The sequence below is a fragment of the Sphingomonas koreensis genome, from assembly GCF_002797435.1.
Lineage (GTDB): Bacteria > Pseudomonadota > Alphaproteobacteria > Sphingomonadales > Sphingomonadaceae > Sphingomonas > Sphingomonas koreensis.
In genome coordinates this window covers 2,351,625-2,372,256 of sequence record NZ_PGEN01000001.1, presented here as the reverse complement: position 1 = coordinate 2,372,256, position 20,632 = coordinate 2,351,625, and the positions used below count along the sequence as shown (strand labels likewise).

Here is a 20,632-nt window from a genome sequence, read left to right as displayed (position 1 = left end):
GGTGCGTAGAACGTCACTCTAAAGGAACCGCCAAAGTTTCAACTTCGGGGCAAACGGGCGCGCAATGGACAATCGCATGAACACGATCGCAGGCTGGGTCCTGTTCGGCTGTGCCTCGGCGCTCGGCCTGTCGATCGCCAGCGGCATGATCTACCATAGCGGTGCACCCGAGAAGGAAGGCTATCCGGTCGAGAGCGCCGATGGCGCTGAGGGCAGCGGCGGCGCCGCGGCGGTCGAGCCGATCGCCAACCGCCTTGCCAAGGCCGATGTCGCCAAGGGCCAGGCCTCGTTCGCCAAGTGCGCGGCGTGCCACACGATCACCAGCGGCGGCGCCAACGGCGTCGGCCCGAACCTGTGGGCGTCGATGGGCAAGGCTCATGGCCATGTTGCCGGCTTCGCCTATTCCGAAGCGCTCAAGGCCGTTCCGGGCAACTGGACGTTCGAAGCGATGGATGAGTGGCTCGCCAGCCCGCGCAAATACGCTGCCGGCACCAAGATGACCTTTGCGGGCCTGTCGGACCCCCAGGAACGCGCCAACGTCATCGCCTATCTGAATGCGCAGGGCTCGAACCTGCCGCTCCCCGCGGCCGAAGCGGCACCCGCCGTGGCTGAGGGCGAAGGCAACGCCGCCGCACCCGCGGGCAACACTGCCGCCCCGGCAGAGCCGACGAACGCCACGGCTCCGGCGGCGGAAGCGCCGAAGGGCCACTGAGCCCTCATGCGGCGGGAACACCCCGCCGCACCAATGGGGCGTCAGCCCCCGTTCTTGTCCGCGTAGAATTTCTGGACGATCTCCCAGCCCTCTTCCGCGGTTTCGCAGAAGTGGAACAGGTTGAGGTCGCGCGGGGAAATCACCCCCTCTTCGCACAGCGCCTCGAAGTTGACGACGCGGTTCCAGAAGTCCTTGCCGTAGAACAGCACGGGGATCGGCGCGATCTTGCCGGTCTGGATCAGCGTCAGCAGCTCGAACGATTCGTCGAAGGTGCCGAACCCGCCCGGAAACACCGCCACCGCGCGCGCATGCAGCAGGAAGTGCATCTTGCGCAGCGCGAAATAGTGGAACTGGAACGACAGCGACGGCGTCACATACTCGTTCGGCGCCTGCTCGTGCGGCAGCACGATGTTGAGCCCGATCGATTCGCAACCCTTCTCGGTCGCGCCGCGATTCGCCGCTTCCATGATCGACGGACCGCCGCCCGAGCAGACCACGAAATGCCGCTCGCCATCGGTATCGAGCGGATAGCAGCTTGCCAGCCCGGCCAGTTCGCGCGCGACATCGTAATATTTGGACTTCTCGATCAGCCGTTCGGCGATGCGGCGCGACTGGTCGTCGGTGGCGAGGTCGAGCAGCGCCTGCGCCTTGGACGGCTCGGGGATTCGCGCCGAACCATAGATGACGAAGGTCGACGCGATCCGCGCCTCGTCGAGCAGCAGCTGGGGCTTGAGCAGCTCAAGCTGGAAGCGCACCGGGCGCAGGTCCTCGCGCAACAGGAAGTCCATGTCCTGAAAGGCGAGGCGATAGGCGGGATGCTCGGTCTGCGGGGTGGAGACGCCGGTCGCGGCGGTCTCGGCATCCTGGCGTGCGCGCGGAAAAACGCGCGAGGGAACTTTGGTGTCTGTCATCGGCGACGCTTAATCCAATTCCTCAACGGCAGAAAGGCCCCCGCCCCATGTCGAAATGGAGATGGTCGTGGTGCGCGGCGTTATAGTCGGGGCTCAGCACCGTCGCGAACCGCCGACAGGCCGACCGATGGATCGCCTGCAGGAATTCCCGCTCTTCCTCGGCACCGCGCCACCCCTGCTTGACCGTGATCCGCCGTCCGTCGCGCAGGACGAACGCCGAGACATCGACGGCATTGCCCAGGCCATGTTCGGAGACGCGTCCCGCCGCGGCCTGGCCGGCACCGATGATCCCGCGGCACGAGTAGCTGCCCATCGTCTCCACCCGCACCAGCTCGCCGTCCAGGATCTCGCGTGCTGCCGGCACCGCGGCGTTGCGGATCCAGGCGATGAAGTTGCGCGCCAGCGGGCAGCGCATGCCCTTGAGGTTGGTCACGGGAAGCCCGATGTCGATCAGCTCGACCGCACCCACCACCTGGCACCCGCCGCCATAGTCGCGGTCCGGCAGCGGACTGAACCGCACGTTCGCGCGCGAAAGATCCGCAAAGCATTGCTGCGTCTCGCGGCTGGTCGGCAGGTTCAGCGTCACCGGCCCGCGCGGATCGGGGCGCACCGCGGGCCGGCGCGGCGGCTCGTCACGGCCACCGCCGCCAAACATGCAGCCGGCGAGGAACAGCGGGAGCAGCAGGACGGGAAGGATACGCATCGCCGCAACTCTAGCCAGTGCATTGAACCGGCCACAACCGCATTCCGCCACGCGGAAGGGTACAAAAGATACCATTCCACTCCCCGCTCTTCGCTTGACTTCGCGTCCGCCGCCATTAGGGCCGCCGACGGGCCACGCGGTCCCAACGCCGCGCGTGCTCTCTGCAAGGAGAGACTGACATGACTGATCTACCCGCCGCCCCGGCAACCAAGCCGGCGCGTCCGTACTTTTCCTCCGGCCCGTGCGCCAAGCCGCCGGGCTGGTCCGCCGACAAGCTCCACACCGAAGTCCTTGGCCGCTCGCATCGCTCGAAGCTCGGCAAAACGCGTCTCCAGTACGCGATCGACCTGATGCGCGAGATGCTTAAGCTGCCCGACACGCACCGCATCGGCATCGTCCCCGGTTCCGACACCGGTGCGTTCGAAATGGCGATGTGGACGATGCTCGGCGCGCGCGGCGTGACCACGCTGGCCTGGGAGAGCTTCGGTGAGGGCTGGGTCACCGATGCCGTCAAGCAGCTCAAGCTCGATCCGACGGTGATCCGCGCCGATTACGGCCAGCTTCCGGACCTCAGCCAGGTCGATTTCGCCGACGACGTGCTGTTCACCTGGAACGGCACCACCAGCGGTGTGCGCGTCCCCAATGGCGACTGGATCCCTGACGACCGCGAGGGCCTGACCTTCGCCGATTCGACCAGCGCGGTGTTCGCCTACGACCTGCCGTGGGACAAGATCGACGTCGCCACCTTCTCGTGGCAGAAGGTGCTTGGCGGAGAGGGCGGCCATGGCGTGCTGATCCTCGGCCCGCGTGCCGTCGAGCGGCTGGAGCAGTATACGCCTGCCTGGCCGCTGCCCAAGGTGTTCCGCCTGATGGCAAAGGGCAAGCTTGCCGAGGGTGTGTTCAAGGGCGAGACGATCAACACGCCGTCGATGCTCGCGGTCGAAGACGCGATCTTCGCGCTCGAATGGGCCAAGGGTCTGGGCGGTCTCGACGGGCTGATCGCGCGCTCGGACGCCAATGCCGCCGCGCTCGACAAGATCGTCGCAGAGCGCGACTGGCTCGGCCATCTCGCCGCGGACGAAGCCACGCGCTCGAAGACCAGCGTGTGCCTGACCGTCGAAGGCGCCGATGAAGCGTTCATCAAGACCTTCGCGTCGCTGCTCGAAAAGGCCGATGCCGCCTACGACGTCGCCGGCTATCGCGATGCCCCGGCTGGCCTGCGTATCTGGTGCGGCGCCACCGTCGATACCGCCGATATCGAGGCGCTCGGCCCCTGGCTCGACTGGGCCTACGCCTCGGCCAAGGCTTCCAACTGACACCGTCGCCCCAGCGAAAGCTGGGGCCTCCCTCCGCATAGCGTGCGCTCGCCGCACGAGATCCCAGCTTTCCCTGGGATGACGATTGGAAAGGCAAATCCCATGCCCAAGGTACTCATCAGCGACAAAATGGACCCCAAGGCCGCGCAGATCTTCCGCGAGCGCGGCGTCGAGGTCGACGAGATCACCGGCAAGACGCCGGAGGAGCTCAAGGCGATCATCGGCCAGTATGACGGCCTCGCCATCCGCAGCGCGACCAAGGTTACCAAGGAAATCCTCGACGCCGCGACCAATTTGAAGGTCGTCGGCCGCGCCGGGATCGGCGTCGACAATGTCGATATCCCCAACGCCTCGGCCAAGGGCGTGGTGGTGATGAACACCCCGTTCGGCAACTCGATCACCACCGCAGAGCACGCCATCGCCCTCATGTTCGCGCTCGCGCGCCAGCTGCCCGAGGCGAACACCCAGACCCAGGCGGGCCTGTGGCCCAAGAACGGCTTCATGGGCGTCGAGGTTACCGGCAAGACGCTCGGCCTGATCGGCGCGGGCAATATCGGATCGATCGTCGCCGATCGCGCGCATGGCCTGCGCATGAAGGTCGTCGCCTATGATCCGTTCCTCAGCCCCGAACGCGCGGTCGAGATGGGCGTCGAGAAGGTCGAGCTGGAGCAGTTGCTCGCCCGCGCCGACTTCATCACGCTGCACACGCCGCTGACCGAGCAGACGCGCAACATCCTGTCGGCCGAGAATCTCGCCAAGACCAAGAAGGGCGTGCGTATCATCAACTGCGCGCGCGGCGGCCTGATCGACGAGGCGGCGCTCAAGGACCTGCTCGATTCGGGTCATGTCGCGGGCGCCGCGCTCGACGTGTTCGTGACCGAGCCGGCCAAGGAGCATGCGCTGTTCAACACGCCGAACTTCGTCGCCACGCCGCACCTCGGCGCGTCGACCAGCGAGGCGCAGGTCAATGTCGCGATCCAGGTCGCCGAGCAGATGGCCGACTATCTCGTCAATGGCGGCGTCACCAACGCGCTCAACATGCCGAGCCTGACCGCCGAGGAAGCGCCGCGCGTGAAGCCCTATATGGAGCTCGCCGAGAAGCTCGGCAGCCTCGTCGGCCAGCTCGCGCACGGCAATCTCGACCGCGTGTCGATCCATGCCGAAGGCGCCGCGGCGGAAGTGAACCAGAAGCCGATCGTCAGCGCGGTGCTGGCGGGTTTCCTGCGCGTCCATTCGGATACGGTGAACATGGTCAACGCCCCCTTCCTCGCCAAGGAGCGCGGGATCGAGGTGCGTGAGATCAAGACCGAGAAGGAAGGCGACTACCACACGTTGATCCGCGTCTCGGTCAAGACCGATGCCGGCGAACGCTCGGTCGCGGGCACGCTGTTCAGCAACCGCACCCCGCGCCTGGTCGAGCTGTTCGGCATCAAGGTCGAGGCCGATCTGGACGGTCACATGCTCTATGTCGTCAATGAGGACGCGCCAGGCTTCATCGGCCGGATCGGCACCACGCTGGGCGATGCCGGGGTCAATATCGGCACCTTCCACCTCGGCCGCCGCGAGGCGGGCGGCGAGGCGGTACTGCTGCTGTCGGTCGATGATGCCGTGACGCCCGAACTCATCGCCCAGGTCCGCGCGCTTCCGGGCGTCAAGACCGCGATGGCGTTGAAGTTTTAGGTTCAATCGTCAACCCGGACTTGTTCCGGGGTCCACAGTGCGGCAAGCGGCACGCTCGAGCCTCGAGCGCTGTCGCCTGCGGCCAACAGGACCCCGGCACGAGGCCGGGGTGACGGGATTGGACTATGAACGGACTTCTTCCCGAGGGCTTTCACGACCGCCTGCCCCCGCATGCCGACACGGCGGCGGCGATGGAACGGCGCGTACTCGATGTCGCCCGGCTCTATGGCTATGAGCGCGTCGACCCGCCGCTCGCGGAGTTCGAGGAATCGCTTGGCGCCCGCCTCAAGGCAGCGTCCGCCAAGGATGCGGTGCGCTTCACCGATCCCGCCTCGCGCCGCACCCTGGCGATCCGCCCCGACATCACCGCGCAGATCGGCCGCATCGCCGCGACGCGCATGGCGCATCACCCGCGCCCCGTCCGCCTCTCCTATGCCGGTACCGTGCTCAAGCTGCGCGCGAGCGAGCTGCGCCCCGAGCGTGCGATGCGTCAGATCGGCTTCGAGCTGATCGGGCGCGACAGCGTGGCGGCGGCGCGCGAGATCGTCACGGTGGCGGTCGAGGCGCTGGAACGCGCGGGCGTCAGCAAGCTCGCGCTCGATTTCACCCTGCCCGATCTGGTCGAGCAGCTTGCACCCGATATGGCACCCGACCGGCTGGCGGAGCTGCGCGACCGGCTCGACGCCAAGGACGCAGCCGGCGTGGCGGCGATCGATCCCGGCTTCCTCCCGCTGATCGAAGCCGCCGGGCCGTTCGACGCCGCGCTCGAACGGCTGCGTGCGCTCGACAAGGGAGGCGCGCTCACCTCGCGGCTCGACGGCCTTGCGGCGGTGGCCCAAGCGGTTGCAGGCCAGGTCGCCCTCACGCTCGACCCGACCGAGCGGCACGGCTTCGAGTATCAGAGCTGGATCGGCTTCTCGCTGTTCGCACACGGGGTGCGCGGCGAGATCGGGCGCGGCGGCAGCTATTCAGTGATCGGCGCAGATGCCGATGAGCCTGCGGTCGGCGTATCGCTGTTCGTCGATCCGATCCTCGACGCAGGGCTGACTAATGGCGAACGGCGGCGGCTGTTCGTCCCGGTCGGCACCGATGCGGCCCTGGCAGCGAAGCTGCGCGCCGAAGGCTGGGTCGCGGTGGCGGCGCTCGACGCCGACGACAGCGCCGCGGCGCAGCTCTGCACGCATGCCCTGGTCGACGGATCGCCCGTCGCGGTTTAGTCGAGCGGCTTGGCCAGCAGGTCCGCCCATTCGGGATGCTTGCGGATATAGGCCGCGACGAACGGGCATTGCGCGATCAGCGTCATACCTCGATCACGTACATCGGTGAGCGCGAACAGGATCAGCCGGCTGGCAATGCCGCGGCCTTCGAGCGCGGGCGGCACCACCGTGTGGGTGAAGGTGATGACGTCACCATCGATCTTGTAAGCGGCGAAGGCGGTGTGTCCATCGACTGCCAGTTCGTAACGGCTGCGATCGCGATTGTCGGTGACGGAATCGGAATCCACGGATGTCTCCTCGGGAAGGTGCACGCAGAAACCTACACGATGGCGCGCATTTCCGGAAAGCACCCGTTATACGCCCAGTGATGAATCCGCGCGACGTCCTCCGATCCACCTTCGGCTTCCCCGATTTCCGCGGCGTCCAGCACGACGTCGTCGATCGCGTGCTGGCCGGACAGCGCACGCTTGCGGTGATGCCGACCGGCGCGGGCAAGTCGCTGACCTATCAGCTGCCCGCGAAGATGCTCGACGGCACCTGCCTCGTCGTCTCGCCGCTGATCGCGCTGATGCACGATCAGCTTCGCGCAGCCGAAGCCGTCGGCATCCGCGCCGCGACGCTGACCAGCGCCGACGATAACCGCGACGAGACGATCGCGCGTTTCCGGGCGGGCGATCTCGACCTGCTCTACGTCGCGCCCGAACGCGCCTCGAACGAAGGCTTCCGCAACCTGCTGCGCAGCGCGAAGCTGTCGATGTTCGCGATCGACGAGGCGCATTGCGTCAGCGAGTGGGGCCATGACTTCAGGCCCGACTACCGCCTGCTCCGCCCGCTGCTCGATGCGTTTCCGGAGCTGCCCCGCCTAGCGCTGACCGCCACCGCCGACGCGCATACCCGCGCCGATATCCTCGAACAGCTGGGCATTCCTTCGGACGGGCTGATCATCGCCGGGTTCGACCGGCCCAATATCCGCTACGCGATCACCAGCACCGCCTCGAAGGGCTCGGCGATCGCCTCGCTGGTCAAGCGCACGCCGGGCGCGGGCATCGTCTATGCCACCTCACGCGACCGGACCGAGAAGCTGGCGGCGGCGCTCGCCAACACCGGCCGCCCGACGCGCTTCTACCACGCCGGCATGCCCCCCGATCAACGCCGCCGCGCGCAGGCCGAGTTCGTCCGCTCGGAGGATATGGTGATGGTCGCGACGATCGCCTTCGGCATGGGCATCGACAAGCCCGATGTCCGCTTCGTCGCACATGCCGGCCTGCCCAAGTCGATCGAGGGCTATTATCAGGAAAGCGGCCGCGCCGGCCGCGATGGCGATCCGGCGATCGCGCATCTGTTCTGGGCGCCGGGCGATTTCACCCGGGCGAGGGAATGGTTGACCGAGCTCCCTCAGAGCCGGCAAGCGGCAGAGCGCGCGCGGCTCGACGCGCTGGCCGGGCTGGTCGAGACCGCGGGATGCCGCCGCGCGATCCTGTTGCGCTATTTCGGCGAAACGCCCGAAGAGCGATGCGGCAATTGCGACAATTGCCTCAATGCGCCGGGCGTGCGTGACGCGACGGAAACCGCACGGAAACTGCTCTCGGCGGTCTATCGCACCGGCCAGCGCTTCGGCGTCGGCCATCTCGAGAAGGTGCTGAGCGGCACCAGCGACGAGCGGATCGAGAAATGGGGGCATGACCGGCTCACCGTGTTCGGCATCGGCGACGCGGAGGACATGGCGCTGGTCAAGCCCGTTGCCCGCGCGCTGCAGGCGCGCGGCGTGCTGGTCGCGAACGAGCATGGCGGGCTGGCGCTCGCTGGCGACGCACGCTCGATCCTGCGCGGCGAGACGAAGGTCGAGGTCGTGCTCGCCGCCGAGCCCGAACGCGGCCGCAAGCGTCGCAGCGACGCGGCCGCTGCCCTCGCACCCGAAGATGCGGGCCTGTTCGAGGCCCTGCGTGCCAAGCGCCGCGAACTCGCCGAAACCGCGAGCGTCCCACCTTACGTCATCTTCCACGATTCGGTGCTGCGCGAAATGGCCGCGCGCCGCCCGCAGGACCGCGCCACCCTCGCCACCTTCTCGGGCATCGGCGAGCGCAAACTGGATGCCTATGGCGACGCATTCCTCCAGGTGATACGCGAACAGGCTTGAGGAGACAGTTCATGGCCAGCATCCGCCGCATCAACGATCAGATCTCGGTCGCCCCGCAGCTCGACCCCGCCGACATCGTCGAGGCCGCGCGCGCCGGCTTCACTACCATCGTCAACAACCGCCCTGACGACGAGGAAGCCGGCCAACCCGAGGGCGCCGCAATCCGCGCGGTCGCGGAAACGCTGAACCTTGCCTATCACGCCATCCCGATCACCCATGCCGGCTTTTCCGGTCCGCAGGTCGATGCGATGCGCGCGGTGCTCGCCGCCGCCGAAGGCCCGGTCCTCGCCTATTGCCGTTCCGGCACCCGCTCGACCAACCTCTGGGCGCTGGCCGAAGCGAGCCGCGGCGAAGACCCCGCCGGACTGGTCGAAGCGGCAGCGGGCGCAGGCTATGATATCAATGGCATCCGCCCGATGCTTGACCAGCTTTCCGGCAAGGCATGAATTGGTGGCTCACCGCCGTCTCGCTGGCGGCGGTGCTGGCGCTTGCCGGAATTGCGTGGCTGCTCAAACTCGGCGGCACGCAGCGGCTTGAAACCGGGACGGATGCAATCCGGCTGGCCGAGGCGCTGAGCAACGGCTTCGAGGGCAAGGCTGGCATCGTATCCACCAGCGGAGAGCTTGCCGCGGCGGCAGGCGGGCCGGGCGATATGGTGCTGCTCCAGCCGCTTGGCGCGCGCCACCGGGCGGAGCGTTTCTCGAACGCCCGGGTTGCGATGCTGAACGACGATCCCGAAGGCACGGTGGTAACGCTTCAGCTCGCGCCGCAGCAGATGTTTCGCATCACCGTCGCCGACGCCGGCGCCGCACGGGCTTTCGCCCGGATCCTCGGAGACTGATCGCCCCATTGCGCTTCCTTGCGCAACACGCTTATTTACACGTGTGTAAGGAGAGTGATGCCCGACCTGCCCGATCCCGTCGATCTGGCCATTCCCGCCTTCGTCGCGCTTGTGCTGGCGGAGATGCTGGTCGCACGCGCCAAGGATCGCAGCCGCTATTGCCCGCGCGATACGCTGACATCGCTGATGCTCGGCTTCGGCAGCACCATCGCAAGCGTGCTGGCCGGAGGGATGGTGTTCGCGCTGGCCACCTGGGTGCACCAGTTCCGGCTCTTCGACATTTCCTACGCCTGGTACTGGTTCGTGCTCGCCTTCGTGCTCGACGATCTGGCCTATTACGTCTTTCACCGCTCGGCGCATCGCGTGCGGTGGTTCTGGGCGAGCCATGTCATCCACCATTCGAGCCAGCACTATAATCTCACGACCGCGCTGCGTCAGACCTGGACCGGCTTTTTCAGCCTCGGCTTCGTCTTCCGCCTGCCGCTGTTCCTGATCGGCTTTCCGCCCGCGATGGTCTTCTTCTGCGCGGGCCTCAACCTTGTCTATCAGTTCTGGATCCACACCGAGGTGATCGGCCGGACGCCGCGCTGGTTCGAAGCGGTGATGAACACGCCCTCGCACCATCGGGTCCACCACGCGACCAACGCGCGCTATCTCGACAAGAACTATGCCGGCGTCTTCATCGTCTGGGACAAGATGTTCGGAACGTTCGAACCCGAGCGCGACGATGATCGGCCGCGCTACGGCATCGTCCACAATTTGCCTGATTTCAGCATCCTGCGGGCTGCGTTCCACGAATGGTGGGGCATCGCAAAGGACGTGCGGACCGCGCCGGGGCTCAAGGCGCGCCTCGGCTATATGTTCGGCCCGCCGGGCTGGAGCCACGACGGCAGCCGCGATACGTCCGAAACCATCAAGGCACGCTGGCTGGCGCGCCAAAGCGCGTCCGCGAGCGCGGACGGCGACAACGAAGCAAGCGACCGGGGGGAGCCATGGAAGAAGCCGACATCGTCGTCATCGGGGCCGGATCCGGAGGCAGCGCCGCCGCGGGCCGCCTGAGCGAGGACGGCAAGTACAGCGTCGCGGTGCTGGAGGCGGGGGGTCGCAATACCGGGTTCCGCACATTGATGCCCGGCGCGATCGCGATGCAGACCCCGGCGACCAACTGGGCCTATGAAACCGTTCCCCAGCCCGGCCTCAACGGCCGTCGCGGCTATCAGCCGCGCGGCAAGGGCCTTGGCGGATCGAGCGCGATCAACGCGATGCTCTATATCCGCGGCAACCCGTGGGATTACGACAATTGGGAAGCGCTCGGCGCCAGCGGCTGGGGCTGGGCCGATGTCCTTCCGGTGTTCAAGCGGAGCGAGACCAACCAGCGCGGCGCGAGCCAGTGGCATGGCGGGGACGGGCCGCTGCAGGTGAGCGACCAGAGTTTCGTCCATCCGGGAAGTCAGGCCTTTGTCGATGCCGCGGCGTCGCTTCAGATTCCGCGCAACGACGATTTCAACGGCGTGCGTCAGGAAGGCGCCGGCATCTATCAGGTGACGCAGAAGGATGGCGAGCGCTGGACCGCGGCGCGCGGCTACCTGACCCCGCGCCCCAATCTCGAGATCCTGTGCGACACGGTCGTCGAGCGTGTGCTCTTCGAAGACGGTCGTGCCTGGGGGGTCGCCTATTCGCGCGGTGGCCAGTCGAAGATGATCCGCGCCCGCCGCGCGGTGGTGCTTGCGGGCGGGGTGTTCGGAACCGCGCAGCTGCTGATGCTGTCGGGCATCGGCCCGGGCGCGCATCTGCAGGAGCACGGCCTCACCGTTCGCATCGATCGCGGCGAAGTCGGCGGCAACCTCCAGGATCATCTCGACTATGTCGCGGCGTTCGAGACCAAGGGCACGCAGTTCCTCGGCCGGTCGCTGATCGGCTCGCTCAAGGGGCTCGGCGCGATGGCCCGCTGGTTCCGCACGCGCAGCGGGCCGATGACCTCACCCTTTGCCGAAGCCGGCGCGTTCCTGCGCACCCGTCCGGAGTTGCCAGCACCCGATATCCAGCTCCATTTCCTGGTCGCGATCGTCGAGGATCACGGCCGCGCCAAGATCAAGACGCATGGCTATAGCTGCCATGCCTGCGTGCTGCGGCCCGAAAGCCGCGGGACGGTGCGGCTCGCCTCGCCCGATCCGCGCGCGGCGCCGCTGATCGATCCCGGCTTCCTCACCGACCGGCGCGACGTCGATCTGCTGATCAAGGGCGTGCGGGCGATGTACCGCATCCTCGACGCGGAACCGCTCACGGCATTCGGCGGACGCGACCGCTACCCGCTCGACCGCAACGACGATGCCGCGCTCGAGCGGCTGATCCGCGCGCGCGCCGATACCATCTACCACCCCGTCGGCACTGCACGGATGGGGTCGGACGATCGCGCGGTGTGCGATCCGAAACTGCGCGTGCGCGGCGTCGATGGCCTGTATGTCGCAGACGCTTCCGTGATGCCGCGGCTGATCAGTGGCAACACCAATGCCCCCAGCATCATGATCGGCGAACGCTGCGCCGACTTCATCCGCGCGGACCTTAGCGAGTAGACGGCTCCGCCCCCCAACCCGGCCACCCACGCCAGTATATCTTGATGGGTGGCCGGGTGGGGGAGCGGGCCGGTGCCGCCACAAAAAAGGGCCGGTGGTCTTGCCACCGGCCCAGTCGTCCGCAGGAGGAACGAATTGGGGGGCCACGCCGCGGCGCAGCCCCGATCTCTTTCAGTAATTATAGGCGCGTTCGCCGTGTTCGTTGATGTCGAGACCCTCGGTTTCGACTTCCTTGCTCGGGCGAAGACCGATCGTGTGCTTGAGCGCGAGGAACAGCACGGTGCTGACGACGCCGGTCCACAGCACCGTGGTGCCGACGGCCCAGAGCTGGGTCATCACCTGCCCGGCCATGTCATAGGCACCGGCCTTGGCGACCGGCGCGGTATAGTCGATCCAGCCCTGACCGCCGATCGCAGGGTCCGCGACGATGCCCGTGCCGATCGCGCCGACGATGCCGCCAACGCAATGGATGCCGAACACGTCGAGCGTGTCGTCATACTTCAGCTTGTTCTTCACGGTGGTCACGAAGACGAAGCAGATCGCCGACGCGACGGCGCCCAGCAGGATCGCCGTGCCGGGATGGGCGAAGCCCGCCGCCGGAGTGATCGCGACCAGACCGGCGACGACGCCCGAGGCCGCGCCAAGCAGCGACGGCTTCTTGTGGATGATCTGCTCGATCACCGCCCAGGTAACACCCGCCGCCGCAGTGGCGGTGAAGGTGTTGATGAAGGCGAGCGCGCCGAACGCATTGGCCTCCAGCCCCGACCCGGCGTTGAAGCCGAACCAGCCGATCCACAGCAGCGAGGCGCCGATCATGGTCATGACCAGCGAATGGGGCGGCATCGGCTCGCTCTTGTAGCCGAGGCGCGGGCCGATCACGAGACAGCCGACCAGTCCGGCGATGCCCGCATTGATGTGGACCACGGTACCGCCTGCGAAGTCGAGCGCGCCCCAGCCCCACAACAGGCCGCTGTCGTCGGGCGCGGCATGCAGGAAGTCCGGTCCCGCCCAGTACCAGACCATATGCGCGATCGGGAAATAGGCGAGCGTCAGCCACGCGACCACGAAGATGACCAGGGGCGTGAACTTCACGCGCTCGGCGAATGCCCCGACGATCAGCGCCGGCGTGATGCACGCGAAGGTCATCTGGAAGATCACGAAGATATATTCGGGCAGATAGACCCCGTTGGAGAAGGTCGCCGCGAAAGTGGTCGGATCGACGCCCTTCAGGAAGACCTTGGAGAAGCCACCGACGACCTTGTTCCAGTCGCCGCCGCTGGTGAACGTCATCGAATAGCCCCAGGCGAACCAGACCAGCGCCGCGACGCAGACGATGGTCAGCACCTGCATCAGCACCGACAGCATGTTCTTGGTGCGGACCAGGCCGCCATAGAAGAGCGCAAGCGCCGGAACCGACATCATCAGCACGAAGGCTGACGCGACCAGCATCCAGGCAACGTCGCCCTTGTTGACCATCTCGGCCGTCGGCACGAACGCCGCAGCGGCAGCCGACGCCGTTTCCGTGACGGTTTCGGCGACGTTGCCCGCCGCATCCTGTGCCCAGGCGGGCAAGGCCGCAAGCAGCGTGGCACCCACGCCGGCGGCCAGTTTCAAGCCATTCTTCATCGATACCCCCTTCATCGGAGCTCCTGACATCACAGGGCAGTCTGGTCGGTCTCGCCGGTGCGGATGCGCACCGCCTGGCCGACATCGAGCACGAAGATCTTGCCGTCGCCGATCGCGCCGGTGTTGGCCGCGGCCTGGATCGCCTCGACCACCCGGCCGGCGAGATCGCTCGCGCAGACCACCTCGATCTTGATCTTGGGCACCATGTTGGTGCTGTATTCCGCGCCACGGTAGATTTCGGTCTGCCCCTTCTGGCGGCCGAACCCCTTCACCTCGGTCACGGTCATTCCCGCGACGCCCAGTTCCGTGAGCGCCTCGCGGACGTCATCCAGCTTGAACGGCTTGATGATGGCGATGACGAGTTTCATTCCGCCCCCTTTCGCTATTGACCGGACAGCCATCAGCAAGGGGTGTGCCAGAGTCGGAATCGTGAGGATTCCGGCGGGTCCGCGCCAGAACGGGGGTTACCCAAAGTTAAAAAATTGTGCAGGTGCGAACGAATGCCTAATTTTTAGGCTACACCGATCACTGCCCGAGCAATAGGCAAATCATCTTCATCGACCATCACCCGCACCGGAATCAGCGCGGCGATGCTGCCCTCGACGATGCTGGAGCCCGTATCGAACGCGATCGCGGGAATGCCCTCGGCCTCAAGCAGGCCGATGATGATATACGCTTCAGGAGGCGAAAACCGGCCGAGTTCTGCCAGCGCCATTCAGGCAGCCGCCGCGGAAAGCCGCGCCAGCAGCGCCGGCCGGTCCGGGATGCGGATACCGAACTCCCGCTCGACGATCGCTGCAACCTCATCGGGGTCGGTGATGCCCCGCCGTTCGCTCATACCGTTCAGCGGGTGGACGGCGAAGTCGGCACCACGCAGGCTGATGCGCCGCCCCGGCAAGGCTCGCGCCAGCGTCAGGCCGTGACGGAAGTGCGAGTCCGGATGGGTCGAGGTGTACCAGTTCGCCACCGTGTAATCGATGTTCTGCTGGGGCGTCAGGTCGAAGCGGTAGGTAGTTCGCCACTCCGCACCGATGCGAATCTGCGCACGCCATTCCTCACCGACGCGGACGAAGCGAAAGGGTTCGTGTGGAGTCGATTGCTCGACATCCGGGACCAGGTCGAGCACCCCGGTCGGCACCGCGCTGCCGAAGCCGCAATCGATCAGCACTGGCCCTTCGGCAAGATCGACACGGAGCACCATGTGCGTGCGCGCAGTGATGGTTTCGGGATCCATGTTCCAGACGACCCGGCCCGACAGCGGCGTCACCGCGAAACCCAGCGCCTCGAGCACCAGTCGCAACAGCCCGTTCTGCTCGAAGCAATAGCCTCCGCGACCGCCATGGACCAGCTTTGCAACCAGCATGTCGGGCGCAAGCTCGACCGGTCGATCGAGATAAGGGTCGAGATTCTCGAACGCGATCGCGGCGGGATGGTGCGCTGCGATCGCGTTCAGCGTCGGGCGATCCGCCGCCACGGGCCCGGCCCAGCCGATCCGCGCGAAATAGGCGTCGAGATCTGCCGCGCGTAACGTCACGCCGCGGTGCCGCCCACCGTCAGCCCCTCGACCAGCAGGGTCGGCTGGCCGACGCCCGCAGGCACGCTCTGCCCACCCTTGCCGCACATGCCGATCCCCTCGTCCAATGCGAAATCATTCCCGATTCCAACGACTTTGGTAAGGCAGGTGGGGCCGTCGCCGATCAGTGTCGCACCCTTGATCGGGGCGCCCAGCTTGCCGTCCTCGATCCGGTATGCCTCAGTGCACGAGAAGACGAACTTGCCCGAAACGATATCGACCTGCCCCCCACCGAACGACTTGGCGAAGATGCCCTTCTTCACCCGGCTGAGCAGCTCGGCGGGATCGTCCTTGCCGCCCTTCATGAAGGTGTTGGTCATTCGCGGCATCGGCGAATGCTGGAAGCTCTCGCGGCGGCCATTGCCGGTGGGCTCGACTCCCATCAGCCGGGCGTTCATGCGGTCCTGCATATAGCCTTTGAGGATTCCGTCCTCGATCAGCACCGTCTCGCGCGTCGGCGTGCCTTCGTCGTCGATCGAGAGCGATCCGCGACGGTCGTGGATCGATCCGTCATCGACAACGGTGACCCCCGGCGCCGCGACACGCTCGCCGATCCGGCCGGAGAAGGCCGATGTGCCCTTGCGGTTGAAGTCGCCTTCCAGCCCATGACCGACCGCCTCGTGCAGCAGCACGCCGGGCCAGCCGGGGCCGAGCAGCACGGTCATTTCGCCCGCCGGTGCATCGACCGCCTCCAGATTGACCAGTGCCTGCGCCAGCGCCTCATCGATCGCACGGTTCCACGTCGCGGGCTCGAACAGCCGGTCATAAAGCGCACGGCCGCCGGTACCGAAGCTGCCGGTTTCGCGCCGCCCGTTCGCCTCGACCACGATCGACACGTTGAGCCGCACCAGCGGGCGCACATCGGTGGCGATGAAGCCGTCCGGACGGACGATCTCGACCACACTCCACGAGCCAAGCAGACTCGCCGACACCTGCACCACGCGCGGATCGCGGGCGCGGGCGGCGGCATCGATCGTCTGACAGAGGTTCACCTTGTCGGCGAAGGGAACCAGGTCGAGCGGGTCGGCATCGGTATAGAGGTGGCGGTTGGTGCGCGCGGGCGCCGCAGCCTTCGGCCCGGTCGCCGGATCGATCAGCGCCATCGTCTCGCCCGCGCGGCGGATCGCGGCTTGGCTGATTTCGTTGGCGTGCGCGAAGGCAGTCGTCTCGCCGCTTACCGCACGCAGGCCGAAACCCGAATCGGTGTTGTACGACGCGGTCTTCAATCGCCCGTCGTCGAATCCGAACGCCTCGGACTTGCGGTACTGGAGGTAAAGCTCGCCATCCTCGGCGCGGCCGAGGATCAAGGCGGTCAGGCGCTGGGCGGCGTCGGCATCGAAGCCGTCGCGATAGAGGAAGCCACGGGGATCGCTGTACATGCGATCCGATATAGTGGCCTCAGACGCTCGCGCCAGCCGGGTGATCGGGCAATTCGCCCTGATCCGCGCCGTCGGCGGGGCCGCCGACCAGCACGAAGCGGCGGTCGCAATAGCCGCAATCGACATAGCCATGCTCGTCGATCTCGAGAAACACGCGCGGATGGCCGAGCGCGGCGGGGATGCCCGCATGCGCGCCGTCACAGGCGACGCGGCGATGGGTGACGCGGGTGACTTCGGGAGGCGCGATCATGAGGGTGCGGTTAGCAAAGACGCGCAGGTGCGGCAATCGTTTCACTTGCCAAGCCGTCGGCGCAGTTCCAGATCAGCGCGCATGAGCGACGCGGCGATCGAGATCGAAGGCCTTTCGAAGGTCTATCAGGGCGGCAAACAGGCGCTGGACGATGTCAGCTTCACGGTGCCGCGCGGACAGATCTTCGGGCTGCTGGGGCCGAACGGCGCGGGCAAGTCGACGCTGATCAACATCCTCGCCGGTCTGGTCAACAAGACCGCCGGACGTGCCTCGATCTGGGGCTTCGACATCGACCAGCACCCGCGCAACGCCAAGCGCGCGATCGGCATCGTCAATCAGGAAATCCTGTTCGACCCCTTCTTCACCCCCGTCGAGACGCTGGAGATCCAGGCCGGCCTCTACGGCGTGCCCAAGGCGCAGCGCCGGTCGATGGAGCTGCTGCGCGCGGTGCATCTGGAGGACAAGGCCCACGCGTATTCGCGCACCCTGTCCGGGGGCATGAAGCGGCGGCTGATGGTCGCCAAGGCGATGGTCCACTCCCCGCCCGTGCTGGTGCTCGACGAACCGACCGCTGGCGTCGATATCGAGCTTCGCCAGCAGCTCTGGGCCTATGTCCGCTCGCTCAACGAGCGTGGCGTGACGGTGGTGCTGACCACCCACTATCTGGAGGAAGCCGAGGAGCTGTGCGATCGCATCGCCATCATCAACCATGGCAAGCTGATCGCCAACGAACCGACGCGCGAGCTGGTCGGCAAGACCCAGGAAAAGGCGGTCGAGGTGACGGTGGACCGCGACATCGCGGCGGTGCCTGACAGCCGCTGCTTCCAGAAGATCGAGGTGAAGGGCGATCGTACCCTCGTCATCACCTATGCCAAGGATCAGGCCAATGCCGGCGAGGTGCTGGGCGCTGTGCAGGCCGCCGGGTTCGGCATCGTCGACGTCAGCACGCGCGAGGCGGACCTGGAGGACGTTTTCCTGAGCCTGACCCGCGCGGCAAACTGCTGAGGCGCCGCATGCAACCCCGACCCGTTCGTCCCGAGCGAGTGGTTCAGAACGAGCGCCGGTAGCGCGACAGGAACGCCCACATCGCTTCATTGTCGGCGGTCCACACATGGCCTGCACCCCGCTTGATATGACCCACCACCTCGGCGCGGTCGCCGCACGCGGTGTAGAGCTGCTCATACAGATCGATCGCCAGATCGCGGCGGAGGGGTCCCGCCCGGCAAGCGCCGAGCTCAGCCCAGCGGGCCAGCGCCGCATCCATCGTATATTGCCAATAGCCGGCGCCACCGCCCTGCACGGGATTGGTGCCGTCCTTGTCGCCGGCAAAGGCGATCACCGGCATCGGCTTTTGCGGGCGGCAGGTCGCCGGGTCGGGTCGCCGGGGATCGTCCCTGAGCGGGTTACCCGCGCGCAGACCCACGACAGGCGCGATCGCCGCAATCCTGTCGGACGCGACGCAGCCCAGCCATGACGTCATCCGCCCGCCGCCCGACAGCCCGGTCGAATAGACGCGGGCACGATCGGCGCAGCTCTGTGCCGCGAGCCAGTCGATCACTGTGCGGATAAAGGCGACATCGTCTGCGTCCTCCGGCCCCGGCACCTTGCCGGTAACGGTGGGCACACCGGGGATATTCCACACGAAACCGCGCTCCAGCGGGATACCGCCATCGGGTGCGACGAGCAGAAAGCCGTGGCGGTCGCTGGTCGCTTCCAGCCCCGACTGGCTGAGGATCGCCGCACCGTCGCCCCCGCTCCCATGGAGCACGAACAGCAGTGGCAGCGGCTTGCCCGGCCGGTACGCCGCGGGGAGATGGAGCAGCACTGATCGCCCGGTATCGCCGATCACGACACGTTGCGTGGTGCCGGGCTGCCCCGCCGTGCAGCGCTGCGTCGCGTTGGCAGCGGGACTCAGCGCGACAAGGGCGAGGACCAGAGCGGAAAGGATCGGGAAAATGCGCATGGCGCCGCTTCTAGCCAGCCAGCAAAAGCTTGGCGACCATGGCGTTTGATTTCGATGCGGTTTGGCGCATAGCGGGAGCCCCGTCCGGCAAGAGGAATGACGATTGGCTAGCGAGACCCGGCAATCCGACGTGCTGATCATCGGCTCGGGCGCGGCGGGGCTGACCGCCGCGATCAACCTTGCCGACCGATTCAGGGTGACGGTGCTGGCCAAGGGGGCGCTCGACGAGGGCTCGACCGCCTGGGCACAGGGCGGGATCGCCGCGGTGCTGGAGCCGGGCGACACGTTCGATGCGCATATCGCCGACACGATGATCGCGGGCGCCGGCCTCAACGATCGCGCGACCGTCGAGTTTGTGGTCGAGAACGCCCCCGCGGCGATCGAACGGCTGGCGAAGCTCGGCGTGCCGTTCAACGTCGATGGCGACGGCGATGGCTGGCATCTGACGCGCGAGGGCGGTCACAGCGCGCGCCGCATCGTCCATGTCGATGACGCGACCGGCTGGGCGGTGCAGGAAGCACTGATCCGCGCCGCCGCTGCGCATCCCAACATCACGCTGGTGCCCGACATGGTCGCGGTCGATCTTGCCACCAGCCGGCACGAGGAACGCTATTCGGGCGCCGGCAATGTCTGGGGCGTCTATGCCGTCAATCGCGCGACCGGCCATGTCGAGCTGTTCACCGCCAACGCGACCATCCTCGCGACGGGCGGAGCGGGACGCACCTATCTCTTCTCGACCGCGCCCAAGGGCGCGACCGGTGACGGCATCGCGATGGCGTGGCGCGCGGGGTGCCGCATCTCGAACATGGAGATGATGCAGTTCCACCCGACCTGCCTCTACAATCTGGAGGTCAAGAACTTCCTGATCACCGAAGCGGTGCGCGGCGAGGGCGGGCGGCTGATCAACCCGCAGACCGGCAAGCGCTTCATGACCTATTACGACGCCGAGCGCATGGAACTCGCCCCGCGCGACGTGGTGGCACGTGCGATCGATGCCGAGATCAAGCGCTACGGCCTCGACTATGTCCATCTCGACATCAGCCATATGCCGGCCGAGTTCGTGAAGGGGCATTTCCCCAACATCTATGAAAAGCTGATCGGCTTGGGCATCGACATGACGACGGGGCCGATCCCGGTGGTGCCCGCGCAGCATTACACCTGTGGCGGGATCGTCATCGATCTCGACGGCAAGACCGATCTGCCGGGCCTGTATGCCGCGGGCGAGTGCAGCGAGAGCGGCTTGCACGGCGCGAACCGCCTCGCCAGCAACTCGCTGCTCGAATGTTTCGTGTTTGGCGAGGCGGCGGCAAAACACATCGCGGCCAATTGGGACAAGCTGCCCCCGCCCCCGGCGATCCGGCCGTGGGACGAAAGCCGCGTTACCGATTCCGACGAGGAAGTGGTGATCAAGCAGAACTGGACCGAGATCCGCCGGTTCATGTGGAACTATGTCGGCATCGTCCGCACCACCAAGCGGCTCGAACGCGCCGCGCATCGCATCAAGATGCTCAACGACGAGGTCGCCGACTATTATGGCCACTTCCGCGTTACGCCGGACCTGATCGAGCTGCGCAACCTGCTGCAGGCGGCCGAGCTGATCGTGAGATCGGCGCTTCACCGGCACGAAAGCCGCGGCCTTCATTATACGCTCGATTACCCGGAAACCGCCGAAAAGGCGGTGGATACCGTGCTTGTTCCTTGATTCCGCGCCATTTTGCTCACGCTTTGCCGTCATATTCGCGGCGTTCGTC

Annotated in this window: 21 protein-coding genes; 11 read left to right on the top strand and 10 right to left on the bottom strand. The window is 66.7% G+C overall.

Annotation, left to right across the window (positions count from 1 at the left end):
• The first annotated feature begins 64 nt into the window (after positions 1-64).
• Entirely contained in the window at positions 65-712 is a 648-nt protein-coding gene (locus BDW16_RS11180; protein WP_066578300.1) for a c-type cytochrome, read from the top strand.
• A 41-nt stretch (positions 713-753) separates the two neighbouring features.
• On the opposite strand, the gene BDW16_RS11175 is transcribed toward BDW16_RS11180, so the two are convergent.
• Together BDW16_RS11175 and BDW16_RS11170 are read right to left on the bottom strand one after the other, a co-directional pair.
• The gene (locus BDW16_RS11175) at positions 754-1,623 is read right to left on the bottom strand and encodes an LOG family protein (RefSeq protein ID WP_066578299.1); all 870 of its coding nucleotides are present in this window, start codon (positions 1,621-1,623) and stop codon (positions 754-756) included.
• A gap of 22 nt (positions 1,624-1,645) precedes the next feature.
• The gene (locus BDW16_RS11170; RefSeq protein ID WP_066578297.1) at positions 1,646-2,326 is read right to left on the bottom strand and encodes an extensin family protein; all 681 of its coding nucleotides are present in this window, start codon (positions 2,324-2,326) and stop codon (positions 1,646-1,648) included.
• 179 nt (positions 2,327-2,505) lie between these two features.
• On the opposite strand from BDW16_RS11170, the gene BDW16_RS11165 reads away from it, so the two are divergent.
• The 3 genes from BDW16_RS11165 (at position 2,506) to BDW16_RS11155 (ending at position 6,539) form a co-directional block, all read left to right on the top strand.
• Entirely contained in the window at positions 2,506-3,642 is a 1,137-nt protein-coding gene (locus BDW16_RS11165; protein ID WP_066578294.1) for a phosphoserine transaminase, read from the top strand.
• A 102-nt stretch (positions 3,643-3,744) separates the two neighbouring features.
• On the top strand, positions 3,745-5,322 hold the full coding sequence (gene serA / locus BDW16_RS11160; RefSeq protein ID WP_066578393.1) for a phosphoglycerate dehydrogenase: 1,578 nt from the start codon (positions 3,745-3,747) through the stop codon (positions 5,320-5,322).
• A gap of 125 nt (positions 5,323-5,447) precedes the next feature.
• Positions 5,448-6,539 (top strand): ATP phosphoribosyltransferase regulatory subunit, encoded by a 1,092-nt coding sequence (locus BDW16_RS11155; protein ID WP_066578292.1) that lies wholly within the window; start codon positions 5,448-5,450, stop codon positions 6,537-6,539.
• Here BDW16_RS11155 and BDW16_RS11150 read toward each other — a convergent pair.
• The gene (locus BDW16_RS11150; protein WP_066578289.1) at positions 6,536-6,826 is read right to left on the bottom strand and encodes a GNAT family N-acetyltransferase; all 291 of its coding nucleotides are present in this window, start codon (positions 6,824-6,826) and stop codon (positions 6,536-6,538) included. The two genes, BDW16_RS11155 and BDW16_RS11150, sit on opposite strands and share 4 nt — an antisense overlap.
• Before the next feature lie 80 nt (positions 6,827-6,906).
• Here BDW16_RS11150 and recQ point away from each other — a divergent pair, with 80 nt between their 5' ends.
• Genes recQ through BDW16_RS11125 form a run of 5 tightly spaced genes read left to right on the top strand, consistent with a single transcriptional unit; the run spans position 6,907 to position 12,090 of the window.
• Positions 6,907-8,676, top strand: coding sequence for a DNA helicase RecQ (gene recQ, locus BDW16_RS11145; protein ID WP_066578287.1), 1,770 nt, complete (start codon positions 6,907-6,909; stop codon positions 8,674-8,676).
• Between the two features lie 11 nt (positions 8,677-8,687).
• Entirely contained in the window at positions 8,688-9,122 is a 435-nt protein-coding gene (locus tag BDW16_RS11140) for a protein tyrosine phosphatase family protein (protein ID WP_066578285.1), read from the top strand.
• On the top strand, positions 9,119-9,517 hold the full coding sequence (locus BDW16_RS11135; protein WP_066578283.1) for a hypothetical protein: 399 nt from the start codon (positions 9,119-9,121) through the stop codon (positions 9,515-9,517). The genes BDW16_RS11140 and BDW16_RS11135 overlap by 4 nt, the downstream gene beginning before the upstream one ends.
• 57 nt (positions 9,518-9,574) lie before the next feature.
• Positions 9,575-10,576 carry a sterol desaturase family protein gene (locus tag BDW16_RS11130; protein WP_083954301.1) on the top strand — a complete coding sequence of 334 codons (1,002 nt, stop codon included), beginning with the start codon at positions 9,575-9,577 and terminating at the stop codon, positions 10,574-10,576.
• Positions 10,510-12,090 carry a GMC family oxidoreductase gene (locus tag BDW16_RS11125; protein WP_066578280.1) on the top strand — a complete coding sequence of 527 codons (1,581 nt, stop codon included), beginning with the start codon at positions 10,510-10,512 and terminating at the stop codon, positions 12,088-12,090. Before BDW16_RS11130 ends, BDW16_RS11125 begins: the two co-directional genes overlap by 67 nt.
• Positions 12,091-12,261: 171 nt before the next feature.
• On the opposite strand, the gene BDW16_RS11120 is transcribed toward BDW16_RS11125, so the two are convergent.
• The 6 genes from BDW16_RS11120 to BDW16_RS11095 all read right to left on the bottom strand — a co-directional run bounded on the left by BDW16_RS11120 (position 12,262) and on the right by BDW16_RS11095 (position 16,918).
• Positions 12,262-13,731, bottom strand: a complete 1,470-nt coding sequence (locus BDW16_RS11120) for an ammonium transporter (RefSeq protein ID WP_241230433.1) — start codon at positions 13,729-13,731, stop codon at positions 12,262-12,264.
• A gap of 14 nt (positions 13,732-13,745) precedes the next feature.
• On the bottom strand, positions 13,746-14,084 hold the full coding sequence (locus BDW16_RS11115; RefSeq protein ID WP_066578278.1) for a P-II family nitrogen regulator: 339 nt from the start codon (positions 14,082-14,084) through the stop codon (positions 13,746-13,748).
• Positions 14,085-14,227: 143 nt separating this feature from the next.
• A complete protein-coding gene (locus tag BDW16_RS11110; RefSeq protein ID WP_066578276.1) occupies positions 14,228-14,431 on the bottom strand; it encodes a putative signal transducing protein in 204 nt (67 codons plus the stop codon).
• Positions 14,432-15,250, bottom strand: coding sequence for an arylamine N-acetyltransferase family protein (locus tag BDW16_RS11105; protein WP_066578275.1), 819 nt, complete (start codon positions 15,248-15,250; stop codon positions 14,432-14,434).
• The gene (gene tldD, locus BDW16_RS11100; RefSeq protein WP_066578273.1) at positions 15,247-16,668 is read right to left on the bottom strand and encodes a metalloprotease TldD; all 1,422 of its coding nucleotides are present in this window, start codon (positions 16,666-16,668) and stop codon (positions 15,247-15,249) included. Before tldD ends, BDW16_RS11105 begins: the two co-directional genes overlap by 4 nt.
• Before the next feature lie 19 nt (positions 16,669-16,687).
• Complete coding sequence (locus BDW16_RS11095) at positions 16,688-16,918, bottom strand: zinc-finger domain-containing protein (protein ID WP_066578271.1); 231 nt, start codon at positions 16,916-16,918, stop codon at positions 16,688-16,690.
• Between the two features lie 81 nt (positions 16,919-16,999).
• On the opposite strand from BDW16_RS11095, the gene BDW16_RS11090 reads away from it, so the two are divergent.
• Entirely contained in the window at positions 17,000-17,923 is a 924-nt protein-coding gene (locus tag BDW16_RS11090; RefSeq protein WP_066578269.1) for an ABC transporter ATP-binding protein, read from the top strand.
• Positions 17,924-17,966: 43 nt separating this feature from the next.
• Here the strand turns inward: BDW16_RS11090 and BDW16_RS11085 are convergent, their stop codons facing one another.
• Positions 17,967-18,881: a CE1 family esterase gene (locus BDW16_RS11085; RefSeq protein WP_066578268.1), complete on the bottom strand. Its 915-nt coding sequence runs from the start codon at positions 18,879-18,881 to the stop codon at positions 17,967-17,969.
• Between the two features lie 103 nt (positions 18,882-18,984).
• On the opposite strand from BDW16_RS11085, the gene nadB reads away from it, so the two are divergent.
• The gene (gene nadB, locus BDW16_RS11080; protein ID WP_066578266.1) at positions 18,985-20,583 is read left to right on the top strand and encodes an L-aspartate oxidase; all 1,599 of its coding nucleotides are present in this window, start codon (positions 18,985-18,987) and stop codon (positions 20,581-20,583) included.
• The last annotated feature ends 49 nt before the right edge of the window (positions 20,584-20,632 follow it).